This is a genomic window from Streptomyces sp. NPDC015125 (assembly GCF_043080045.1).
Lineage (GTDB): Bacteria > Actinomycetota > Actinomycetes > Streptomycetales > Streptomycetaceae > Streptomyces.
Window position 1 is genome coordinate 199,928 of the sequence record NZ_JBIBVF010000012.1, and the last position, 21,262, is coordinate 221,189.

Genomic DNA, 21,262 nt, shown 5'->3' on the forward strand with positions numbered 1-21,262 from the left:
TGGCCTTGGCCTGCGGCTTTGCGGCACCTCTACGCTCGCGACCATGAGGATTCGTATCGTCGACGCCTTCAGTGAGCGTCCGTTCGCCGGAAACCCCGCGGGAGTCGTGCTCCTCGACTCCCCCGCCTTCCCCGAGACGGCCTGGCTGCAGCAGGTCGCCACCGAGGTCAACCTCTCCGAGACCGCCTTTGCGCACCCGCTGCCCGAGGGCGATGACGCCGACTGGGCGCTGCGCTGGCTCACCCCGGCCGCCGAGGTGAACATGTGCGGGCACGCCACGCTGGCCACCGCACATGTGCTGCACACCACCGGGACGGCCACCGGTACGGTCCGCTTCCGCACCCGGAGCGGGGTGCTGACCACGACGGTCGGCACCGGCGGGGCGATCACCATGGACTTCCCGACCGCCCCGCTCACGCCCGTCGAGGTGCCGCCGCTCGTCGCGGGCGCGCTGGGCACCGAGATCCGCTCGGCGCACGACACCGGCCCCGCTGTCGGGGATCTGCTGGTGGAGCTGGCCGACGAGCTGTCCGTACGGGCGCTCGCCCCGGATCTCAAGGCCCTGGCCGGACACGGCGGCCGGGGCGTGATCACCACGGCCCGCGCCGATCACCCCGGCGGCGGCTATGACTTCGTCTCGCGCTGCTTCTTCCCCGGGGTGGGCATCGACGAGGACCCGGTGACGGGCAGCGCGCACACCGCGCTCGCCCCGTTCTGGTCGGCACGCCTGGGCCGTGACGCGCTCGTCGGCCTGCAGGGCGCCGCCCGCACCGGCTTCGTACGCACCGAGCTGCGCGGCGACCGTACGCTGCTGACCGGCTCGGCGGTCACGGTCATCGACGGCGAGCTGTTGGCCACCGGCTGAGCCGGACCGGGCGGACCGGGCGGACCGGGCGGAAGCAGTCGCTCGGGTCCCTTGGGGGCGCGGCCGGCACCGACGGTGCGCCGCGCCTCGCCCGTCTCACGCCGTCGGCAGCCACCCCACGTGCCCCGCGAGCACCGCGTAGCCGACGAACGCCACGCTGTCGATCAGGGCATGGGCGGCGACCAGCGGCCCGACCCGCCCCCATCGCCGATAGAGCAGGACGAAGATCACGCCCATCACCATGTTGCCGACGAAGCCGCCGATGCCCTGGTAGAGGTGGTAGGAACCGCGCAGCAACGAGCTGGCCGCGAGCGCCGCCATCGGAGACCAGCCCAACTGCCCCAGCCTGCGCAGCAGATACCCGACGACAATGACCTCTTCCAGGACGGCGTTCTGCACCGCGGAGGCGATCAGCACCGGGATCTTCCACCACACCGCGGGCAGCGCCTCGGGGACCACCGTCAGATTGACTCCGGCCGCCCGCGCGCCCAGGTAGAGCAGCAGCCCGCTGCCGCCGATGACGGCAGCCAGCCCGACCCCCCGGCTCAGGTCGAAGCCGGGCCGCCGCCGGTCGAAGCCGATCGCGCGCAGCCCCCCGGCCCGTTCGCGCAGCAGAAAATGCGCCACCAGCACCACGGGGACGAGGGCCGTCGCGATACCGAACAGCTGCCAGGCAAGATCCAGCCAGGGCCGGCCGGGCGCATGGGACCCGTTGAGCGTCGCCGCCTGGTGCTTGAGGCCGCCGGGCTTGGTCAGCGATCCGACGAAGCTGATCAGCGCCGACACCCCGCTGGCGCCCAGTGAGAGAGCCAGGACGATGAGCGTCTCGCTCCGCAGGATGCTCCGGGACGGCTCCTCGGCCACTCCCGCCCCCGGCCCCGTACCGGGCCCTTTACCGGGAACGTCCGCATCCGCCACGGGACTTGTATCCGACTGCACGCTTCCTCCACTTCCGCATTACCGCCTCTTCGCCACCACCGCCCCGCTAGGGTCTCGGCAGCAGGTACGAAGATCGCGCGCGACAGGCCGGGGACGGGCGCCATCCACGTGGCGCGCTTCCCCTCTCCCCATCGAATCCCGATCGAGCTCCGAGAAGGAGAGGCGCTACCGCAATGGGACGACACAGCTTGCCCGACGGCTCCGCACCGGAGCGCACAGGGGCCCGCCCAGGTGTACGTCGGCGCCCCCTCGTCCTCGCCATCGGCCTCGTGCTGGCCGTAGCCGCGGGCTCGGTGGTGGCGCTGCGCAGCGGTCTGCTCCCGTTCGGAGGACCGTGCGACGGTCAGTCGGCGCGGCTCGACGTGGCTGCCTCGCCCGCTATCGCCCCGGCGCTCGAAGCGGTGGCCAAAACTGCCCGCGAGGACGCGACGCGCACCGACGGCAGATGTCTGGACGTCAGGATCACCGCGCGCGCCGCCAACGACGTCGCCGACGCGTTCGGGCAGCGGCCGGTCAACCCCGAATTCCAGGTATGGATACCGGATTCGAGCCTGTGGGTGGACCGGGTCGATGCGGAGCGTGGCACTCCGCTGACCGCAGCCGGCACCATCGCCTCGTCCCCGATCACGCTGGGCGCCGTCCCCAAGGCCGCGACCTCGCTGGGCTGGCCCGAGAAGAACTACACCTGGACGAAGCTGATCCGGACCGCGACCTCCGGCGACGCACTGCGCCTGGGCGTCGCCGACCCGGCGCGCAGCGCCACCGGGCTGCTCGCCCTGGACCGGATCGACGCCGCCAACGCCAAGGACGCCAAGGACAGCGGCGAGGCCGGCACCCGCACCGCCGCGACGGCCAAGCTTCTCCGCCAGCGGATCGCGGACAGCGACGGACAGGCCCTGGCCACCCTGCCGCGTGACGACTCCGGTGCGGAGCAGGGCAATCCGCGCCGCAACCAGGCGCTGCTACTGTCGGAACAGGCCGCGTACGCCCACAACACCGCGGCGGGCGGCGGCCCCCGTCTGGACCTCTTCTACCCTCAGGACGGCACGGCCCGGCTCGACTTTCCGTACACATTGGTCGACGACGTGGAGATGCGTCCCGAGCAGACCCGCGCCGCCAGCCGTTTCATGACGCTGCTGGGCGAGGACGACGGACTGCGCACGCTGCGCCGGCACGGCTTCCGGGCCGGCAACGGCGAGGCGGACCCGAAGGTGATCGCCGCGGCCGGCGGGCGCGCCCCGCAGCCGTACTCCGCCGCCCCCGCCGATCCGCCGACCGTCAAGGAACTCCAGGCGGTGATGGGCAGGTGGACGGTCACCGTCCGGAACATCCGCCTCACTGCGGCCGTGGACGCCTCGTCGTCGATGGGCAGCCCCGTCCCGGGCGGCGGCGGCCGGTCCCGGATGGATCTCGCCAAGCATTCCCTGCTCCGGGCGCTGGCCACCTTCACGCCCGAGGACGAGATCGGGCTGTGGAAGTTCGCCACCTTCCTGGACGGCGACAAGGACTATGTGGAGCTGTCCCCCACCGGCCGCCTCGGCGACCGGGACCCGGCCGGCGGCACCCACCGCGAGGCCCTCACCACCGCGTTCAGCTCACTGGCCCCGGTGTCTCGTGGCGCCACCGGCCTGTACGACACCACGCTCGCCGCGTACCGGGAAGCCTGCGCCACATATACGAGCGGAAAGCTCAACTCCCTGGTCATCGTCACCGACGGGGCCAACGACGACGCCGGCAGCCTCGGCCCCGACGCCCTGGCCGGCAGGGTCAAAGAGCTCTTTGACCCCAAGAGACCGGTGCCGGTGATCGCCCTCGCGATCGGCCCGGCGGCCGACACCGCGGCCCTGGACCGCATCGTGGCGCCGACCGGCGGATCGGCCCACCGGGTCGGCGACCCGTCGCAGCTCCACCAGACGCTCCTCAACGCCCTGATGACGGCGGGCGGCAAGGGGGCGCGCTGAGCACCGCGCGCGGGCCGGAACCCGTCCGCCGCACCGGTACCCACCGGGCACACCCCGCCGCACCGGTACCCACCGTGCACACTCCGCCGCCCCGCTACTTCCCCTCGGTCGCCGCCTCCTGTGGCTTCCGCACGACGGGCCGCCGGCCGACCGGCCAGGCGACCGGCCAGGTGTGCACCGGCTCCCCGGTGTGCATCAGCTCGCTGTAGCGCCGGGTCATCGCGGCGAGCGCGGCCTCCCGGTCGAGGCCCTGGCGCCGGGCGTGGTGGCAGGCGGCGGCCTGCCAGGACGCGCCGTTGACCCGGCGTCGGCAGCGTTCCTCGATGATGCCGAGGTAGTGGTCACGATCGGCCGGTTCCACCCCCCAGGCGTCCAGCCCGCGAGCCGCCAGTGGCAGCAGTTCTCGGCGTACCAGCCGTACGGCCGGGATTTCGGCGATCCCACCGGCCCGTCCGGGGCGGGGCCAGTCAAGGGTGGCGTCGATGCCGTACCGGCAGGCGGCGTCGAAGTTGCGCGCCGCGGCGGCGAACGGGAGCCGCGACCAGACAGGGCGCGGCTCCTCGGCCAGCGCCCGTACCAGTCCGTAGTAGAAGGCGGTGTTGGCGATGACGTCGGCGACGGTGGGGCCGGCCGGCAGCACCCGGTTCTCGACCCTCAGATGCGCGACTCCGTCGGCCACCGCGTAGACGGGACGGTTCCAGCGGTAGATCGTGCCGTTGTGCAGCACCAGTTCGGCCAGGTCGGGGGCCCCGCCCTCGTCGAGGATCTGCAGCGGCTCCTGCGGTCCGCATACCGGCAGCAGCGGCGGGAAATAGCGCAGATTCTCCTCGAACAGGTCGTATGCGGAGTCGATCCAGCGCTCGCCGAACCAGGTACGGGGGCGTACCCCCTGGGCCTGCAGCTCGGGCACCCGGGTATCGGTGGCCTGCTGGAAGACCGGCGGACGGGACTCGCGCCACAGTTCACGGCCGAAGAGGAACGGTGAGTTGGCACCCACGGCCACCTGCACGGCGGCGATGGCCTGTGCCGCGTTCCAGACCGCGGCGAAGCGGCCCGGTGTCACCTGGAGGTGCAGCTGGACCGAGGTGCAGGCGGCCTCCGGCGCGATGGAGGGCGAGCGGGAGACCAGATGCTCCACGCCCCGGATGTCGAGTGCGAAGTCCTCGCCGCGGGCCGCCCGCATCTGGTCGTTGAGCAGTACATAGCGGTCGTTCTCGGAGAGGCTGGCGGCCGTGAGGTCGGTCGCGTGCAGGGTGGGCAGGATGCCGATCATCACGATCCGGGCGGCGACCTCGCGTGCCTTCCTTTCGGCATAGTGGAGTCCCGTACGGAGTTCTTCGGCGAGCTGGTCCAGGACGCGGCCGCTCAATCGGTGCGGCAGGATGTTGACCTCAAGATTGCACTGGGCGAGTTCGGTCTGGAAATCGCAGCTGGCGATGCGCTCAAGAACTTGAGAGTTCATCATTCGGGGCAGCCCGTCGGCGCCCGCCAGATTGAGTTCGATCTCCAGGCCCATGAGATTCTTGGGCCGGTCGAACCTCTCCTCCTCCAGGAGCCTCTGCAATCCCTCGAGGCACTCGTGGAGCTTTCTTCGATAACGCTCCCGGTCCGCCAGGTCGATCCCGTCCGCGGCGACCTTCTCGCCCATCGAAGGGTCCTTCCTCGAGTGAACGTCCCGCGACCACGGGCCGCTTGGGGCCTTCCCCGACTGCAGCGGGGCTCACGCTACGGTCGATGATGCCCCGGCAATCTGATCGATAACGCCGCGGCGGCACGCCGGTACCGATAGGCTCGAAGTGGACCGGCCTCCGGCACCTCCCGCAGGCATATCTCGGCGGCGATCGCCTTCCGCATTTCTTCCCGAGAAATACCGGCGAGATCCGGCCTACCGCGCCGCCGACGGAATGCGAGGTAGCGCCGTAAAAGCGATGCACAAAGCGGAAGAAAGCGCCGCACACAGGGGTCTGGATTTCCCCTTGCCCGAAATCCGCAAGGCCGGTAGTCGAAACACTTTCAGAACATACGTCGTATAAACTCCGCTTACGAGGCAGAGACTTGGCGCCCAGCGTCCCGGTGTTCCCACCGGCACGGGGGCACAGCGACTGACCTCGCCGGGCCGCAGCCCCGGCCGGCCACGCTCTGACCCCGCACGCAGACAGCGTCGTTTGCACCTGCCAGGCTCCACCGTGTCTCCGAAGTGAGAGGCGACCCACCATGCCGCTGCACCTCCCCCCTGCCCCCACGCCTGCCCTGCGCTGCGTTCTCGCTGCCCTCGGCTCACCCACCGCGGTCCGCGAGGCCCCGGTCTCCGCGCTGCGCGCCCATCAGGGCCCGCTCAGCCCCGACCACCCGCTGCCCGTCCACGTCTGGGAAGACGTCAGCCGGACCGGTGGCGCGCCGCGGACCCGCCTGGCCGGCTGGCGTTTCCTGGTCCGCGGCGGGGAGCGGGCCGTGGCAACCGCCGAAGCGGTGCTCACCGCGGACGGCTGGACCTTCGCACGGTTCTGCGGCGGCCCCTATGTAGCCGCCACCGAGCAGGCACTGGCGCAGGCCGAGTCGCTCGCCATCCCCTACCAGCCGCGGCTGCTGTCCGTACCCGAGCTGTACATGCTCACCCTGTGGCTGCACCACGACGTCACCTCGGACGGCACCGAAGGACTGGCCGCTCCCGGTGACCTGCTGGTGCCGCTGGCGCCCGCCCCGCCGGGGATCGCCGCGCACCGTCCGCAGCGCATCGCCGACCTGCTCCCCCGGCTCACACTGCGCCTCACGCCGGCCACCCCGCTCCTCGCCGAACCCGCCTGAACCCATCCGCCGGCCCCGGTCTTCCGCCGGGGGACACCGGCGCCCGCCACCCGGCATGAGCATGCCCCGCGGCCCCTTCCGGCCACGGGGCGCTCTGTCGCGCTCACCCGCGCGGGCTAGTCCGCGGCCACCACTCCCAACCCTCTTGGGGAGGAGTGCAATTGGGAGCAACCGCCCGCATGGGTGACGCGTCCCTACCGAGTGAGTACCGCTGCTGCGAAATCCCTGCGGAATCCCGCCCGTGGGGCAACACTGGGACCGACCGATGGAAACGGGGGAGCGGCCATGCACACCTCATCGAGCCGCACAACGACGTTCACCACACCGCAGCGAAAGACAACTTCCATGTGCCAGCACCAACCGCCCTGCCCGTCAGCCGCCTCCACCGACCGGGAGGCCGCACACCCTGTGGCGCACCACCCGGAGCAGGGCTGGAGCCTGCTCTGCAACGGCGTCCTGCTCTTCGAGGACACCGGTGAGCTGCTGCCGGACGGGCAGGTCATCGCCCCGCACCGCGCTCGCGCCACCGCCGCCGCCTGACCCGCGAGCGCGCCACGCACCACTGGGCCCCCGGCAGATCTGCCGAGGGCCCTTGAATGTTGCGGTGAGTCCGTTGCGAGGAACCCCTCGCCGTGACTCGGTCGCCGTGACTCAGTTGTCGTACGCGTCCAGCGGCGGGCAGGAGCAGACCAGGTTACGGTCGCCGAAGGCACCGTCGATGCGGCGCACCGGCGGCCAGTACTTCTCCGAGGCCTCGACGCCGGCCGGGAAGACGGCCTCCTCACGGGTGTACGGGTGCGACCAGTCGCCACCGAGCGCGCCCGCGGTGTGCGGAGCGTTGCGCAGCGGGTTGTCGTCCTTGTCCCACTCCCCCGTGCCGACCTTCTCGATCTCCGCACGGATGGCGATCATCGCGTCGCAGAACCGGTCCAGCTCGCCGAGGTCCTCGCTCTCGGTCGGCTCGATCATCAGCGTGCCGGCCACCGGGAACGACATCGTCGGCGCGTGGAAGCCGTAGTCGATGAGCCGCTTGGCGACGTCGTCGATGCTCACACCGGTCGCCTTAGTCAGCGGCCGGACGTCGATGATGCACTCGTGCGCGACCAGACCGCCGGGGCCGGTGTAGAGCACCGGGTAGTGCGGCTCCAGGCGCTTGGCGATGTAGTTGGCGCTCAGCACCGCGACCTGGGTGGCGCGCTTGAGGCCCTCGCCGCCCATCAGGCGGACGTAAGCCCAGGAGATCGGCAGGATGCCGGCCGAGCCCCAGGGCGCCGCGGAGATGGGTCCCACGCCCGTCTCCGGGCCCGCGCCGGGCTGCAGCGGGTGGTTGGGCAGGTACGGCGCCAGGTGGGCGCGTACGCCGACCGGGCCGACGCCCGGGCCACCGCCGCCGTGCGGGATGCAGAACGTCTTGTGCAGGTTGAGGTGCGAGACATCGCCGCCGAACTTGCCGGGCTCGGCGAGCCCGACCAGCGCGTTGAGGTTGGCGCCGTCGACGTAGACCTGGCCGCCGGCGTCGTGCACCGCCGCGCAGATCTGGGTGATGTGCTCCTCGAACACGCCGTGGGTGGAGGGGTAGGTGACCATCAGGACCGCGAGCTCGTCACGGTGCTTCTCGATCTTGGCGTGCAGATCGTCGGTGTCGACCTCGCCGTCCTCACCGGTCTTGACGACGACGACCTTCATCCCGGCCATCACCGCGCTGGCGGCATTGGTGCCGTGCGCGGAGGACGGGATCAGGCAGACGGTGCGCTGCTCGTCACCGTTGGCGCGGTGGTAGGCACGCACCGCCAGCAGACCGGCCAGCTCGCCCTGCGATCCGGCGTTGGGCTGGATGGAGACCTTGTCATAGCCGGTGACGGTGGCGAGGCGCTCCTCCAGCTCCTGGATCAGGGTGAGGTAGCCCTGGGCCTGGGCGGCCGGCGCGAACGGGTGCAGCTGACCGAAGGCGGGCCAGGTGACCGGCTCCATCTCGGTGGTCGCGTTCAGCTTCATGGTGCAGGAGCCGAGCGGGATCATGCCGCGGTCCAGCGCGTAGTCCTTGTCGGCGAGGGTGCGCAGGTAGCGCAGCATCGCGGTCTCGGAGCGGTACTGGTGGAAGACCGGGTGGGCGAGGTAGTCGTCGCTGCGCAGCAGGGCCTGCGGCAGCGTTTCGGCGGCGGCCGCGTCCAGCTCCTCGACATCGCCGTGCACGCCGAAGGCGCCCCAGACACCGGCCAGCTGCGCGCGCCCCGTGGTCTCGTCGCAGGCGATGCCGACCAGGTCGGCGTCGACCTGCCGGAGGTTGACACCGGCCTCGCGGGCGGCGGCGACGACCTCGGCGGCCCGGCCGGGCACCCGCGCGGTCAGCGTGTCGAAGTACGCGCCGTGCACGATCTCCACCCCGCCGGCCCGCAGGCCCTCGGCGAGGACCGCGGCGTAGCGGTGGGTGCGCCGGGCGATCGTCCGCAGACCGTCCGGGCCGTGGTAGACCGCGTACATGCCGGCCATGACGGCGAGCAGCACCTGCGCGGTGCAGATGTTGCTGGTGGCCTTCTCGCGGCGGATGTGCTGCTCGCGGGTCTGCAGCGCGAGGCGGTAGGCCTTGTTGCCGTCGGCGTCGACGGAGACGCCCACCAGACGCCCCGGCAGACTGCGGGCGAACTGGTCGCGTACGGCCATGAAGCCGGCGTGCGGCCCGCCGAAGCCCATCGGGACACCGAAGCGCTGGGTGGTGCCGACGGCGATGTCCGCGCCGAGCTCACCGGGCGAGGTCAGCAGCGTCAGGGCGAGGAGATCGGCGGCGACGGTGACGACCGCGCCCAGCTCGTGGGCCTGCTCGATGACGGCGCGCGGGTCGCGGACCGCACCGGAGGCGCCGGGATACTGCAGCAGCACACCGAACACACCGCGCTCGGCGATCCCGGCCGGAATACCGTCGGACAGGTCGGCGACCACGACCTCGACGCCGGTGGGCTCCGCGCGGGTCTGGATCACGGCGATGGTCTGCGGCAGACAGTCGGCGTCGATCAGGAAGACACCCTGCTTGACCTTGCCGACCCGGCGGGAGAGGGCCATCGCCTCGGCGGCCGCGGTGCCCTCGTCCAGCAGCGAGGCGCCGGAGGTGGGCAGTCCGGTCAGGTCGGCGACCATCGTCTGGAAGTTCAGCAGCGCCTCGAGGCGGCCCTGCGAGATCTCCGGCTGATAGGGGGTGTATGCCGTGTACCAGGCCGGGTTCTCCATCACGTTGCGCAGGATCACCGGCGGGGTGAACGTGCCGTGGTAACCGAGTCCGATCATGGACGCCAGCACCTGGTTACGGTCCGCGAGGCCGTGCAGCTCCTGGAGCACCTCGGCCTCGGTACGGGCCTGCGGCAGGCCGAGCGCCTCCGCGCTCTTGATCACATCGGGAACGGCGGTGGCGGTGAGCTCGTCCAGCGATCCGAACCCGATGTGCGCGAGCATCTTCGCCTGCGCCTCGTGGTCGGGACCGATGTGCCGGTGCTCGAAGGGGGTGCCGCGTTCCAGCTCGGTCAAGGAGATGCGATTGGTGGTCATCTGCGGGGGCCTCCTGGTCGGTGCGACCTACGAGGGGCACCACGGCGCGGGTGCCCGGACGGCCTCCCCCTCTGTCATCTCAACCTGAGAGCTTCACCGGCCCGCGCGAGGCGGCCCGGCTTTCACCGTCGGTGAGGATGGGTCCCGGAGCTGTGCCTTCCGGGGCCCGCCCTGCTTTCCAGAGTGACCTCGCCCATGCGGTACGTGTGCCTGAGAGATTCCGGGGAGGATTTGCTCCTTCGGCGCCCTGGTCGCGAACGACAAGGACTCTCCCGCACGGGGTCTGCGGCCATTGGCCAGCCTACCAGCGCGGCACTCGAAGGATCCTTCGAGTGGCCAGGGCATGAAATGTGCCGTTTGGTAGTTGTCAGAGGGCAGTTGCGACCAATTGGAGGGACCGTGCAAACCGATATCGATCCCCGGAGCCTGATCGGCCGCAAAGCGTTCGACCGTAACGGCGCCAAAATAGGCACGATCGACGAGGTGTATCTCGACGACGCGACGGGGGAACCGGAGTGGGCGGCCGTGCGCACCGGACTCTTCAGCCGCGACGCGTTCGTCCCCCTCGAACCCAGCAAGATGGTCGGTGAGGGCCTGCACATTCCTTACGACCGCAAGCTGATCAAGGACGCGCCGGACTTCGGCGTCGGCCGTCATCTCTCCCCCGAGCAGGAACTCCAGCTCTATCACCACTACCGACTGGATATCTCCTCCCCGGTCTCCGATCCGGTGTCCTCGCCCGGCTCCGGTGACAAGGACTTCGGCAAGATCGCCGGCTCGGACGACTGACCGTCCGCCGGTCCCCCGCCCACCAGCGGCAGGGGCTCCCCCGGCCGCAGCGCCGGATCCTCGACAGCAAAGGTCCGCACCCTTCCCGGTGCGGACCACGGCGTTTCGAAGCGTACGGTCACTCTCCCCACCCCGCTCCCCTGCACCCAGCCGGCGCCGTACTCGTCGTGCACCACGTCCAGGCCGGGATGCCAGCGCCGCGGCCGCTCCTCTTCGGCCTCCGGCGGCGCCGTCCCGCCACCGGACGGCTCCGCCGCCGCCTTCGCCGCCTTCTCCGCCTCCTCGGCCTCCCGCTCCGTCGCCAGCTGTGCGAACAGATCCTCCTGCGTGAAGTCGGCCAGGCCGCTGACCCCCACACCCAGCAGCCGCACCCCGCCGGTGGTGTCCACCATCTCCAGCAGCCGCACGGCGGCCTCCCGTATCACCGCAGGGTCGTCGGTGGGTCCACGGAGCGTCTCGGAACGGGTCAGCGTCGAGAAGTCGTAGTTGCGCACCTTGATGACCACCGTCCGCCCGGAACGCCCGGCGGCCCGCAGCCGCTCCACGCAGCGGTTCGCCAGCCGGAGCACCTCGCTCCGTACCCGCGTCCGGTCGGTCAGATCGACCTCGAAGGTGTCCTCGACCGAGATGGACTTCGCGTCCCGCTCGGCCACCACCGGCCGGTCGTCCCGGCCCAGCGCCATCGCATACAGCCCGGCGCCATGTGCCCTGCCCAGCAGCCGCACCAGCTCGGCTTCGCCGGCCTCCGCGGTCTCCGCGACCGTGTGGATCCCGGCCCGGCGCAGCGTCTCGGCCGTCGCGGGCCCCACTCCGGGCAGCGTCCGCACCGTCATCGGGCCCAGCAGTTCCCGTTCGGTGCCGGGCTCGATCACCACCAGACCGTTCGGCTTGGCCGCCTCGGACGCGATCTTCGCCAGCATCTTGGCGCCGGCCAGCCCCACCGAGCCGGTCAGGCCCGTGGCGGAACGGATCTCGCGGCGCAGTTGCTCCCCCACGACCTGCGCAGCAGCCGTCTCCGGCGGCACCCCGCCCGCTTCCAGATCGACGAAGGCCTCATCCAGACTCAGCGGCTCCACCAGCGGCGACAGCGCGTGCAGCAGCTCCATGACCGTCTCACTCACCTGGCGGTACAGCGAGAAGCGCGGAGTGAGATAAGCGGCGTTGGGACACAGCCGACGCGCCTGGGCCGTGGGCATCGCGGAGCGGACGCCGAACACCCGGGCTTCGTACGACGCCGTGGAGACCACCCCGCGCACGCCGATCCCGCCGACCACCACGGGCTTGCCGCGAAGGCTCGGCTTGGCCGCCTGCTCGGCGGCCGCGAAGAACGCATCCATGTCGAGATGCAGGATCGTCGGCGCAGGTCTCACATCTCCGATGCTGCCCCATGCCACTGACAATCGGCCCCATGCCGGGCCGGTGGTGCCGTCAGGGACTCAGACCGCCCGGTTGCGCCGCCGTGCCAGCTCGTCCTGCGGGTTCTTCCCGATCAGGGTCTCGCCGGTGTCCACCCGCTCCCCGTGGAGCTGTGACAGCACACCCTCCACGTCCCGCCACACCACGCCCACGGCGATCCCGAAGACGCCCTGGCCGCCCTGGAGCAGGTCCACGACCTGGTCGGGCGAGGTGCACTCGTAGACCGTCGCACCGTCGCTCATGAGCGTCATCCGCGTCAGATCCGCCAGCCCCCGCGCCCGCAGATGCTGGACGGCGGTGCGGATGTTCTGCAGCGACACCCCGGTGTCCAGCAGCCGCTTGACGATCTTCAGGACCACGACGTCCCGGAAGCTGTAGAGCCGCTGGGTGCCGGAGCCGTACGCCGGCCGGATGCTCGGCTCCACCAGGCCCGTACGCGCCCAGTAGTCGAGCTGCCGGTAGGTGATGCCCGCTGCCGCACAGGCGGTCGGGCCGCGATAGCCGATGTTCTGCGCCTCGCAGTCCCCCGACACCGCCGCGGCCGGTGCCGGGGCAGGGTTCGCTGCTGCGCCCGAGTGGAGCGGCAACGCCCCTTCCGCCGCCATACCGTCGCCGGTGATTGCCACGCCGCCCTCCGTCCTCCACGTCCCGGACGGGACCTGCCACATCGACGGTATGCAGTCACTCGGGGTGCGTCAACGATCGCCGCGCTCGCCACGCCGAGTGATAATCACCCTACGAGTGGTTTCTCGTGACCCCACACGGGGAACGGCTAAGGGTTTGGCCGGAAACAGACGGTTCGCTTGGCCGGTATTACTGGCTGTTGGTCCCGAAGTCCTCGGGCGAGATCTGGTCGAGGAACTCGCGGAACTTCTCCACCTCGTCCTCCTGCTCGTCCGGGATGGCGATCCCCGCGTCGTCCAGCACACCGTCGGTACCGAAGATCGGCGTTCCGGTGCGCAAAGCCAGCGCTATCGCGTCGGACGGACGCGCGCTGACCTCGACTCCGCTCGCAAAGACAAGTTCGGCATAGAAAACCCCCTCGCGCAGATCCGTGATGCGGACCTGCGTCAGCTCCTGGCCCACCGCTTCGAGCACGTCCTTGAAAAGGTCGTGCGTCAGCGGCCTGGCAGGGACCATGCCCTGCTGGGCAAAGGCGATGGCGGTGGCCTCCCCTGGCCCGATCCAAATGGGCAAGTATCGGTCGCCTCCCACCTCCCGCAGGAGCACGATCGGTTGGCTGGAAGGCATTTCCACCCGGACACCCACGACGTCGAGCTCGTTCACACAGCAACCCTAGGACGTGCCCGGCCGGTTTGGGTAGTCGGGCACTCGTTTGCTCACTACAGCCGGACCCGCAAAGCGCTCTGCACCAGTGCCGCATGCAGCCGCACGGACAGCGTTGCCAGCTCCCTGGCAGTGGCTTCGGCATGCGCCCTGGTCTGCGGATTACGGTGCCGCCGAAGGGGTGCAACGACCTGCTCGACCAGGCCCGCCTCGCGCTCGGCGGCCGCCTTCACGGCACGCAGATGCCGTGGTTCGAGACCAAAACGGCCCAGGTCCGCAACGAGCTTGGCCACCGTGACGGCCTCGATGTCGTATCCGCCCTCCGCATGAGGGACGATGAGCCCGTAGGACTCCCAGTCGGCGAGTGCCGCCTCGTCCACCTCCGCGGCGGCCAGCAGCTCCGCCCGGCCGATGCGGGCAGCCGTAGGGCGCTCCTCACCCGGGTCGTGCACGCCTTCGACGAGATCACGGGAGGGAGTGGCCGGAGCGGGCAGCTGCACGCGCTCACCGCGCTCCAGGGCGTCCAGATGCTCCCGGATGACCTTCAGCGGCAGATAGTGGTCCCGCTGCATCCGCAGGACGGCGGCCAGCCGCTCGACGTCCGCCGCCGTGAATTTGCGGTATCCGGAAGGCGTGCGCTTCGGCTCGACCAGTCCCTCGGCCTCCAGGAAGCGGATCTTGGAGATGGTGACCTCGGGAAACTCCTCGCGCAGCAGGGTGAGCACCGTGCCGATGCTCACCGGCTTACCGTCCGAGGAGGCGGCGCCGGCGAAGCCGGGACCGCCTTTCGGTGTATCGCGCATATGCCTTCCCCGGCCGGTCAGATACCGGCGCCTCGCTGGCTGGCGTAGAAGACCAGGCGGAACTTGCCGATCTGGACCTCGTCGCCGTTGGCGAGGGTGACGGAGTCGATCCGCTCGCGGTTGACGTAGGTGCCGTTCAGGCTGCCGACGTCGGCGACCGTGAAGAGCCCGTCCGGCCCCCGGCGGAATTCCACGTGCCGGCGCGAAACCGTCACATCGTCGAGGAAGATGTCGCCCTGCGGATGCCGGCCCGCCGTCGTCAGCTCACTGTCCAGAAGGAAGCGGCTGCCCGAATTCGGACCCCGGCGGACGACCAGCAGCGCCGATCCCAACGGAAGGGCGTCGACGGCCGCCTGGGCCTCGGGGGACAGCGACGGCGACAGATTCTGGCCCGTCGCCTCCGAGTCGTAGGCCTCCAGCCCCGAAATGGAGATGGTCGAGGTCGTCTCGGACGCCCGCTCGGGCTGAGCGCCCGGACGCAGCGGCGCACCACAGTTGGAACAGAACCGGCTCGCCTCGGCATTCCGGTTCCCACACCTCGTACAAACCGGCAAGGCAGACCCTCCACCCGTGCGTGCGGCTGATGGTTCCTGGGAACCTATGCGGCCGGCACCGGAGGGGTCAACAGAACCCGCGCCGTGCCCCCCGGACGGACCGCCGACCTCGTCACGGAAGAGCGGACGGTCCTCGGCCGCACCGCTCTCGTCGGGCCGGCCCGACGCGCGGTGCCGCGCGGAGCCACTGCCGCCATCCTGGCGCGCGCTCTTGCCGAACAGCTTTCCAAACAACTTCACGGGCGATTCCCCTTGAACGAAATAGACCCGCCCGTGGGGCAGGACGAACCCTCGATACACACACCGGCCGATCCGGACATCCTGTGAACGTCCGTGGCCTTCAGACAGTTTCCACCACACACCACACACACGGTGCGTCGACCCCCCGCTACCTCATGCCCTCGCCGGGCACTCGACATACGTGTACGCCTCACTGCGATGACGACCGAGCGTAGTCAGGCCGCTTCGCCTCTCGCAAGGCGTCCACAACGATCTTCTCCTCACGGGTCACAGACACCTTGGCCTGCTCCTTCTCCAGAGTCTGGACCACTCCGCCGGGGATGTTCAGCGCCGGTTCCAGGTCCTGCGGCCTGCCGATGACCTTGAAGCGGTACGGCTGCACGACGCGCTTGCCGTCGATCCCCACGCCGCCCCGGAAGTCCGAGAGAGAGGTGTTGGCGACGACCCGGACATCATTGACCTGGATGGCCTCGGCGCCGGCCGCCCGCAGCTCCTGGATGGTGTCCAGCAGCTTGTCCGCCTCGACGGAGTGCGTCGGGTCGTCGATGGTCAGGTTGATGCCGGGCCCTTGCGCCGCGACGGTCCCGGCCAGCACACCCAGCTGCTGTTCCTTTTCCACGGTCTGCTTACGGGCCTCCTCGGCCTGGTCCGAGCTGTTCGCCAGCTCGGTCTTCTGCCCTTCCAGGCGCCGCTGTTCGTCGGTCAACCGCTGGGAGCGATTGTCCAGCTCGTCCAGAATGCGCACCAAGTCCTCCTGACGCGCACCCCGCAGCGCACTGCTGTCACTTGTGGAACGTACCTGAATCGCCAGGCCGAGGCCGAGAATGAACAGGAGCAACGCAACGATCAGTTGAGCCCGGGTCAGCCGCAGCGGCCACAGGCTCGCCACCAGCCGCTCCCGACCGCTCTTCGGGCGCTCCGCACTCCCGTTATCGGCAACCGCCTCCGGAGTCGAGGAGTCTGCCCCTTTGTCGGCCTTCTGTCCAGCACTGTCCGGTTCCGGAGCTTCGGTATCTTCCTCGGCCTCCGCCCGCTCCGGGGTGCTCCGGCTCTCGGGCGGCATCGGCCGCCGGCCGCCCGGGCCACTGTCCTGGTCCCGCTCCGGCTGCTCCGGCTCTTTCTCGGGCTCCGGCTTCTTCTCGGACTCCGGCTTCTTCTCCGGCCCCGGCTGTTCCGGCTGATCCGCCCCCGCCGGCTGCTCTGACTGCTCCGACCGCTCCGGCTTCTTCTCCGGCTCCGGGATCTCGTCCGTCGACATCCGCCTCACGCCCGGAAGACGTGCCGACGGATCGCGGCGGCGTTGGAGAAGATCCGGATACCCAGCACCACGACGACGCCGGTGGAGAGTTGGGCACCGACGCCCAACTTGTCGCCGAGGAAGACGATCAGCGCGGCGACGACGACATTCGACAGGAAGGAGACCACGAAGACCTTGTCGTCGAAGATGCCGTCCAGCATCGCGCGCAGACCGCCGAACACGGCATCCAGCGCGGCGACGACAGCGATCGGCAAGTAGGGCTCGACCACCGTCGGCACCACGGGTCGGACGACAAGCCCGACCACGACTCCCACGATGAGGCCCAATACGGCGATCACGATGTGCCCTTCCCTGTGTCGGTGCCGTCCGCCTTGGCGGCACCGGCCTGCGGCTTTGCGGTACGTACGATCAAACTGGGCGCGGGCGTCAGCCTGACCTCGTTCTCCACGGAAATCCTGGTGCGCACGCCATAGTTCTCCTGCAGCACATGAAGGTACTGACCGTCGGCGCTGTCCTGGAAAGCGGTGCTCAGCCGTTGCCCGTCCCCCACCGCCAGCACCGTATAAGGCGGCACCAGTGGCTTGTTGTCGACCAGTATGGCGTCTCCTGCGGCTCTGATCGCCGAGAGTGACGTAAGCCGCTGCCCATTGACGGAGATGGCCTCCGCACCGGACGCCCACAGGCCGTTGACCACGCGCTGCATGTCTCTGTCGCGTACCCGCCCGGTGTCCGAGAAACCACTGCTCTCGCGCGGTCCGCCGCCGCTGGACTCCGCGTCCTTGGCATCGTCCACGACCAGTTTCACGCCAGGCCCGGAGACCTGGGTCGAGCCGGACAGCAGAGCCAGCAGTTCGGCCTTGTCGCCGCCGTGCTGCTTCAGCGCCTCGCGCTGCATCGTGCTGACGTCGTCCCGGAGGGCATCGACCCGCTGTTGCTGCCGGTCCGCCTCGCCGGTGCCCTTCTGGATGCGGTTGATCAGCTCTTCACGTTCCTTGGCGAGCGTCGGTGCGGATATCCGCGCCTGCGCCGCTCCCACCGTCACCACCAGCGCGGCGAGCACCAGACCGGCCGCGAGGCCCAACTTCGCCCGCAAGGTACGCGGCAGACCGCGCACACCGGCTTCGGACTTCCGAGCGGCCGCCTCGGCGTATCCGTCGTCGAGACTGTGATCCATCACATTGGTCAGCAGCGACATGGACGCATCGGGGCGCGCGGCCGAAGTGTTCGTGTTGCTCCGATCGGGGCGCTGCTGCGACATGCCGCACATCGTCGCACGTCGGCCGCGCGGTCTCCCAATGGCCCCACCGGCGTGCCGAGGCACGGGCCGCCGGTGGGGTCCGGGTCAGCGTCCTGCGCTGTCCACCACTGCGGACCACTCGTCCAGCAGCTGCTGGGCGGAGGCGTCGTCCGGTCCTTCCGCCCACAGGTGGGTGACCGCCTCGGCGGGGTCGGGCAGTACCAGGACCCAGCGGCCGTCGGGCTCCACGACCCGTACGCCGTCGGTGGTGTCCACATCCCGGTCACCGGCCGCCTCGACGACATGCCGCATGACGAGCCCCTTGACCGCCCAGGGGGTGGCCAGGTCACGGCGCTGGACGTGCGCCCGCGGGATCCGTGCATCGATCTGGCTCAGCGTGAGCTGGGTGCGGGCCACCAGGCCGATCAGCCGGACGAATGCGGCAGCGCCGTCGAAGACGCTGCTGAACTCGGGGATGATGAAGCCGCCCCTGCCGTCCCCGCCGAAGATGGTGCCGTCTTCACGCCCCACCCGGGTCAGATCGTCGGGCGAGGTCGTCGTCCACTCCACCTGCGTCCCGTGGTAGGCCGCCACCTGCTCCGCAATCCGGGTCGTGGTGACCGGTAGCGCCACCCGCCCGGTGCGCCGCTCGGCCGCCACCAGATCCAGCATGACCAGGAGCGCGCGGTCGTCCTCGATGATCCGGCCGCGCTCGTCGACGAGGGACAGCCGTTCGCCCACGGGGTCGAAGCGCACCCCGAAGGCGGCCCGGGCCGAGGCCACGATCTCGCCGAGCCGGACGAGCCCCGAGCGCCGCGCGTCGGGCGTCTCGGTCGGCCGGGACTCGTCGAGCCCGGGATTGATCGTCAGGGAGTCCACGCCGAGCCGTCCCAGCAGGCTGGGCAGGACCAGGCCCGCGCTGCCGTTCGAGGCGTCCACGACGACCTTCAGCCCGGACTCGCTGATGCCCGTGATGTCCACGGCCCGCAGCAGGGACCCGGTGTAGGAGTCGAAGACGCTGGCCGGGAAGATCAGATCACCGATCTCGCCAGGGAAGGCGCGGCGGTACTCCTGGCGGGCGAAGACCCGGTCGAGCTTGCGCTGTCCGGCCTGCGAGAGGTCCGCGCCCCGCTCGTCGAAGAACATGATGTCGACGGAGTCCGGCACGCCGGGCGTCGTCCGGACCATGATGCCGCCGGCGCTGCCGCGGGCGGTCTGCTGGCGGGCGACGGGCAGCGGGACGTTCTCCAGATCGCGTACGTCGATGGCGCTGGCCTGCAGTGCGGAGATCACCGCGCGCTTGAGGGCCCGGGCGCCACGGGAGTGGTCCCGCGCGGTGGTGACCGTGGAGCCCTTCTTGAGTGTGGTGGCATACGCACCCGCGAGCCGTACGGCGAGTTCCGGCGTGATCTCGACATTGAGGATCCCGGACACACCACGAGCGCCGAACAGATGCGCCTGGCCCCGGGACTCCCAGATCACCGACGTATTGACGAATGCGCCGGCCTCGATGGTCTTGAACGGGTAGACCCGTACATTGCCCTGCACGATCGATTCTTCACCGATGAGGCATTCATCGCCGATGACGGCGCCGTCCTCGATACGGGCGGCTCGCATGATGTCGGTGTTCTTGCCGATCACACAGCCGCGCAGATTGCTCTGCTGCCCGATGTAGACGTTGTCGTGGACCACGGCACGGTGCAGGAAGGCACCGCTCTTGACGACGACATTGGAGCCCACGACGGTGTGCTCCCGAAGCTCCGCATCCGCTTCGATCTTGGCGTAGTCGCCGATGTACAACGGTCCGCGGAGCACCGCGTCGGGGTGTACCTCGGCCCCCTCGGCGACCCATACGCCCGGCGAGATCTCAAAGCCGTCGATCTCGACGTCGACCTTGCCTTCGAGCACGTCGGCCTGTGCCTTCACATAGCTTTCATGTGTGCCGACGTCCTCCCAATAGCCCTCGGCGATATAGCCGTAGATCGGCTTGCCTTCCTTCATCAGCTGCGGAAAGACATCGCCCGACCAGTCGACCGACACATCGGGCTCGAAGTAGTCGAAGACCTCCGGCTCCATGACGTAGATACCGGTGTTGACGGTGTCCGAGAAGACCTGGCCCCAGGTGGGCTTTTCCAGGAAACGTTCGACCTTGCCGGCCTCGTCCACGATGGTGATGCCGAACTCGAGCGGGTTGGGGACCCGTGTGAGGCAGACTGTGACGAGGGCTCCCTTTTCCTTGTGGAACCTGATCAGATCGGTGAGATCGAAATCGGTGAGGGCATCACCGGAGATGACGAGGAAGGCGTCGTCCTTGAGGGCTTCCTCGGCGTTCTTCACGCTGCCTGCGGTACCGAGTGGCTTTTCCTCATTGGCGTAGGTGAGCTCCATCCCGAGCTCTTCGCCGTCGCCGAAATAGTTCTTGACGAGCGAGGCAAGGAATTGCACGGTTACGACGGTCTCATGGAGACCATGCCGTTTCAGCAGCCTGAGCACATGCTCCATGATCGGCCTGTTGGCGACCGGAAGCAGGGGCTTGGGCATGCTGGACGTCATGGGGCGAAGGCGTGTTCCTTCGCCGCCGGCCATCACAACGGCCTTCATGTCGGAAGCGTCCTCCTCTAAGAGACGACGGTCTTGCCGACTTCACCTGTCCAAATCGCCCGCTGATCCTGTTTCACGTACGGGCGCCGGGCCCTGGCACAACCTGCCGGTTCGGAGAGCTCAGTCGGCCGTGGCGTCCGCCCTGATGATTCGACGGACCTGGACCACGTAGAGGATCCCTGCCCACCAGTAGAGCGCCGTACCCCATCCTGCGAACGCCCATCCGAAAACAGTGGCGAGTTCGTGAAGCCAGCCCCTCCGGTCGCTCAGGAGGAGCAACGGGAAGGCATACATCAAGTTGAACGTAGCCGCTTTGCCCAGGAAGTTCACCTGGGGAGGACCGTAGCGGTGGCGTCCGAGGAATCCGACCGCGATGAGCAGCATCAGCTCCCGTGCCAGCAGGGCCGCGGTGAGCCAGAGCGGCAGGATCTCGCGCCATGTCAGACCGACGAGAGTGGACAGGATGTAGAGGCGGTCGGCAGCCGGGTCGAGGATTCGCCCGAGACTGCTGATCTGGTTCCAGCGCCGGGCGAGTTTGCCGTCCAGGTAGTCGCTGACGCCGCTCAGGGCGAGGATCAGGAGCGCCCAGAGATCAGCGTTCGGGCCACCGAATTCCGGCCACAGGATCAGCCACAGGAACACCGGCACGCCGACGAGACGCGCCATGCTCAGGATATTCGGGATGGTGAGGACGCGATCCGTCTGGACCCGCGTCTCCTGGACCTCCACGCGGGGGCCTCCTGTGGGGAAATGTGCCAACGATGCCCCCTGACCTTACCTGCCCCGTCGGCCGGGCCGTGCCCCGGGTCCCAAGATCATGAAAAAGCAGAAAAGCCCCGCAGGAACGTTGGTTCCCACGGGGCTTTTCTCAAAATTTGTTCGGCGGCGTCCTACTCTCCCACAGGGTCCCCCCTGCAGTACCATCGGCGCTGAAAGGCTTAGCTTCCGGGTTCGAAATGTAACCGGGCGT

At 69.6% G+C, this 21,262-nt stretch carries 18 protein-coding genes, 1 rRNA gene and 1 riboswitch; of the genes, 5 read left to right on the top strand and 14 right to left on the bottom strand.

Translation table 11 applies throughout. The annotated features are described in order from the left end of the window. The first annotated feature begins 43 nt into the window (after window positions 1-43). Entirely contained in the window at window positions 44-865 is an 822-nt protein-coding gene (locus ACF088_RS24745) for a PhzF family phenazine biosynthesis protein (protein ID WP_392377955.1), read from the top strand. A gap of 96 nt (window positions 866-961) precedes the next feature. On the opposite strand, the gene ACF088_RS24750 is transcribed toward ACF088_RS24745, so the two are convergent. After that, complete coding sequence (locus tag ACF088_RS24750; RefSeq protein WP_392377956.1) at window positions 962-1,804, bottom strand: CPBP family intramembrane glutamic endopeptidase; 843 nt, start codon at window positions 1,802-1,804, stop codon at window positions 962-964. Between the two features lie 173 nt (window positions 1,805-1,977). Between ACF088_RS24750 and ACF088_RS24755 the strand changes: the two genes are divergently transcribed. Beyond that, the gene (locus ACF088_RS24755; RefSeq protein WP_392377957.1) at window positions 1,978-3,765 is read left to right on the top strand and encodes a substrate-binding domain-containing protein; all 1,788 of its coding nucleotides are present in this window, start codon (window positions 1,978-1,980) and stop codon (window positions 3,763-3,765) included. Window positions 3,766-3,859: 94 nt separating this feature from the next. Here the strand turns inward: ACF088_RS24755 and ACF088_RS24760 are convergent, their stop codons facing one another. Next, window positions 3,860-5,413 (bottom strand): glutamate-cysteine ligase family protein, encoded by a 1,554-nt coding sequence (locus ACF088_RS24760; RefSeq protein ID WP_392377958.1) that lies wholly within the window; start codon window positions 5,411-5,413, stop codon window positions 3,860-3,862. 566 nt (window positions 5,414-5,979) lie between these two features. Between ACF088_RS24760 and ACF088_RS24765 the strand changes: the two genes are divergently transcribed. Beyond that, window positions 5,980-6,570 (top strand): hypothetical protein, encoded by a 591-nt coding sequence (locus ACF088_RS24765; RefSeq protein ID WP_392377959.1) that lies wholly within the window; start codon window positions 5,980-5,982, stop codon window positions 6,568-6,570. Window positions 6,571-6,915: 345 nt separating this feature from the next. Beyond that, window positions 6,916-7,110: a DUF5999 family protein gene (locus ACF088_RS24770; protein WP_392377960.1), complete on the top strand. Its 195-nt coding sequence runs from the start codon at window positions 6,916-6,918 to the stop codon at window positions 7,108-7,110. A gap of 111 nt (window positions 7,111-7,221) precedes the next feature. Here the strand turns inward: ACF088_RS24770 and gcvP are convergent, their stop codons facing one another. Next, window positions 7,222-10,107: an aminomethyl-transferring glycine dehydrogenase gene (gene gcvP / locus ACF088_RS24775; RefSeq protein ID WP_392377961.1), complete on the bottom strand. Its 2,886-nt coding sequence runs from the start codon at window positions 10,105-10,107 to the stop codon at window positions 7,222-7,224. 188 nt (window positions 10,108-10,295) lie between these two features. Continuing rightward, a riboswitch (glycine riboswitch) is annotated at window positions 10,296-10,392 on the bottom strand. 114 nt (window positions 10,393-10,506) lie between these two features. Here gcvP and ACF088_RS24780 point away from each other — a divergent pair. Beyond that, window positions 10,507-10,896 (top strand): PRC-barrel domain-containing protein, encoded by a 390-nt coding sequence (locus tag ACF088_RS24780; protein ID WP_392377962.1) that lies wholly within the window; start codon window positions 10,507-10,509, stop codon window positions 10,894-10,896. Here ACF088_RS24780 and ACF088_RS24785 read toward each other — a convergent pair. The 11 genes from ACF088_RS24785 to rrf all read right to left on the bottom strand — a co-directional run. Beyond that, the gene (locus ACF088_RS24785; RefSeq protein WP_392377963.1) at window positions 10,800-12,266 is read right to left on the bottom strand and encodes a DNA polymerase IV; all 1,467 of its coding nucleotides are present in this window, start codon (window positions 12,264-12,266) and stop codon (window positions 10,800-10,802) included. The genes ACF088_RS24780 and ACF088_RS24785 overlap by 97 nt on opposite strands. 66 nt (window positions 12,267-12,332) lie before the next feature. Continuing rightward, on the bottom strand, window positions 12,333-12,938 hold the full coding sequence (locus ACF088_RS24790) for a MerR family transcriptional regulator (RefSeq protein ID WP_392377964.1): 606 nt from the start codon (window positions 12,936-12,938) through the stop codon (window positions 12,333-12,335). Window positions 12,939-13,125: 187 nt separating this feature from the next. After that, a complete protein-coding gene (locus tag ACF088_RS24795) occupies window positions 13,126-13,599 on the bottom strand; it encodes a bifunctional nuclease family protein (RefSeq protein WP_006606439.1) in 474 nt (157 codons plus the stop codon). Between the two features lie 56 nt (window positions 13,600-13,655). Beyond that, complete coding sequence (locus ACF088_RS24800) at window positions 13,656-14,402, bottom strand: MerR family transcriptional regulator (RefSeq protein WP_392377965.1); 747 nt, start codon at window positions 14,400-14,402, stop codon at window positions 13,656-13,658. A 17-nt stretch (window positions 14,403-14,419) separates the two neighbouring features. Continuing rightward, the gene (locus ACF088_RS24805; protein WP_392377979.1) at window positions 14,420-15,268 is read right to left on the bottom strand and encodes an FHA domain-containing protein; all 849 of its coding nucleotides are present in this window, start codon (window positions 15,266-15,268) and stop codon (window positions 14,420-14,422) included. A 118-nt stretch (window positions 15,269-15,386) separates the two neighbouring features. Beyond that, window positions 15,387-16,454, bottom strand: a complete 1,068-nt coding sequence (locus ACF088_RS24810; protein ID WP_392377966.1) for a DUF881 domain-containing protein — start codon at window positions 16,452-16,454, stop codon at window positions 15,387-15,389. A 5-nt stretch (window positions 16,455-16,459) separates the two neighbouring features. Continuing rightward, window positions 16,460-16,792, bottom strand: a complete 333-nt coding sequence (locus ACF088_RS24815) for a small basic family protein (RefSeq protein WP_003984969.1) — start codon at window positions 16,790-16,792, stop codon at window positions 16,460-16,462. Then, window positions 16,789-17,712 (bottom strand): DUF881 domain-containing protein, encoded by a 924-nt coding sequence (locus ACF088_RS24820; protein WP_392377967.1) that lies wholly within the window; start codon window positions 17,710-17,712, stop codon window positions 16,789-16,791. Before ACF088_RS24820 ends, ACF088_RS24815 begins: the two co-directional genes overlap by 4 nt. Window positions 17,713-17,796: 84 nt before the next feature. Next, window positions 17,797-20,292: a sugar phosphate nucleotidyltransferase gene (locus ACF088_RS24825; protein WP_392377968.1), complete on the bottom strand. Its 2,496-nt coding sequence runs from the start codon at window positions 20,290-20,292 to the stop codon at window positions 17,797-17,799. A gap of 120 nt (window positions 20,293-20,412) precedes the next feature. Beyond that, window positions 20,413-21,021 (bottom strand): CDP-alcohol phosphatidyltransferase family protein, encoded by a 609-nt coding sequence (locus ACF088_RS24830; RefSeq protein ID WP_088796473.1) that lies wholly within the window; start codon window positions 21,019-21,021, stop codon window positions 20,413-20,415. 148 nt (window positions 21,022-21,169) lie between these two features. Continuing rightward, a 5S ribosomal RNA gene (gene rrf, locus ACF088_RS24835) occupies window positions 21,170-21,262 on the bottom strand; the annotation flags it as partial.

What these genes read in the sequence shown, in the direction of transcription:
- ACF088_RS24825 (WP_392377968.1), bottom strand. Translation starts at nt 20,292, where the DNA reads ATGAAGGCCGTTGTGATGGCCGGCGGCGAAGGAACACGCCTTCGCCCC.
- ACF088_RS24770 (WP_392377960.1), top strand. Translation starts at nt 6,916, where the DNA reads ATGTGCCAGCACCAACCGCCCTGCCCGTCAGCCGCCTCCACCGACCGG.
- ACF088_RS24810 (WP_392377966.1), bottom strand. Translation starts at nt 16,454, where the DNA reads ATGTCGACGGACGAGATCCCGGAGCCGGAGAAGAAGCCGGAGCGGTCG.
- ACF088_RS24760 (WP_392377958.1), bottom strand. Translation starts at nt 5,413, where the DNA reads ATGGGCGAGAAGGTCGCCGCGGACGGGATCGACCTGGCGGACCGGGAG.
- ACF088_RS24800 (WP_392377965.1), bottom strand. Translation starts at nt 14,402, where the DNA reads ATGCGCGATACACCGAAAGGCGGTCCCGGCTTCGCCGGCGCCGCCTCC.
- ACF088_RS24745 (WP_392377955.1), top strand. Translation starts at nt 44, where the DNA reads ATGAGGATTCGTATCGTCGACGCCTTCAGTGAGCGTCCGTTCGCCGGA.
- gcvP (WP_392377961.1), bottom strand. Translation starts at nt 10,107, where the DNA reads ATGACCACCAATCGCATCTCCTTGACCGAGCTGGAACGCGGCACCCCC.
- ACF088_RS24755 (WP_392377957.1), top strand. Translation starts at nt 1,978, where the DNA reads ATGGGACGACACAGCTTGCCCGACGGCTCCGCACCGGAGCGCACAGGG.
- ACF088_RS24820 (WP_392377967.1), bottom strand. Translation starts at nt 17,712, where the DNA reads ATGTCGCAGCAGCGCCCCGATCGGAGCAACACGAACACTTCGGCCGCG.
- ACF088_RS24765 (WP_392377959.1), top strand. Translation starts at nt 5,980, where the DNA reads ATGCCGCTGCACCTCCCCCCTGCCCCCACGCCTGCCCTGCGCTGCGTT.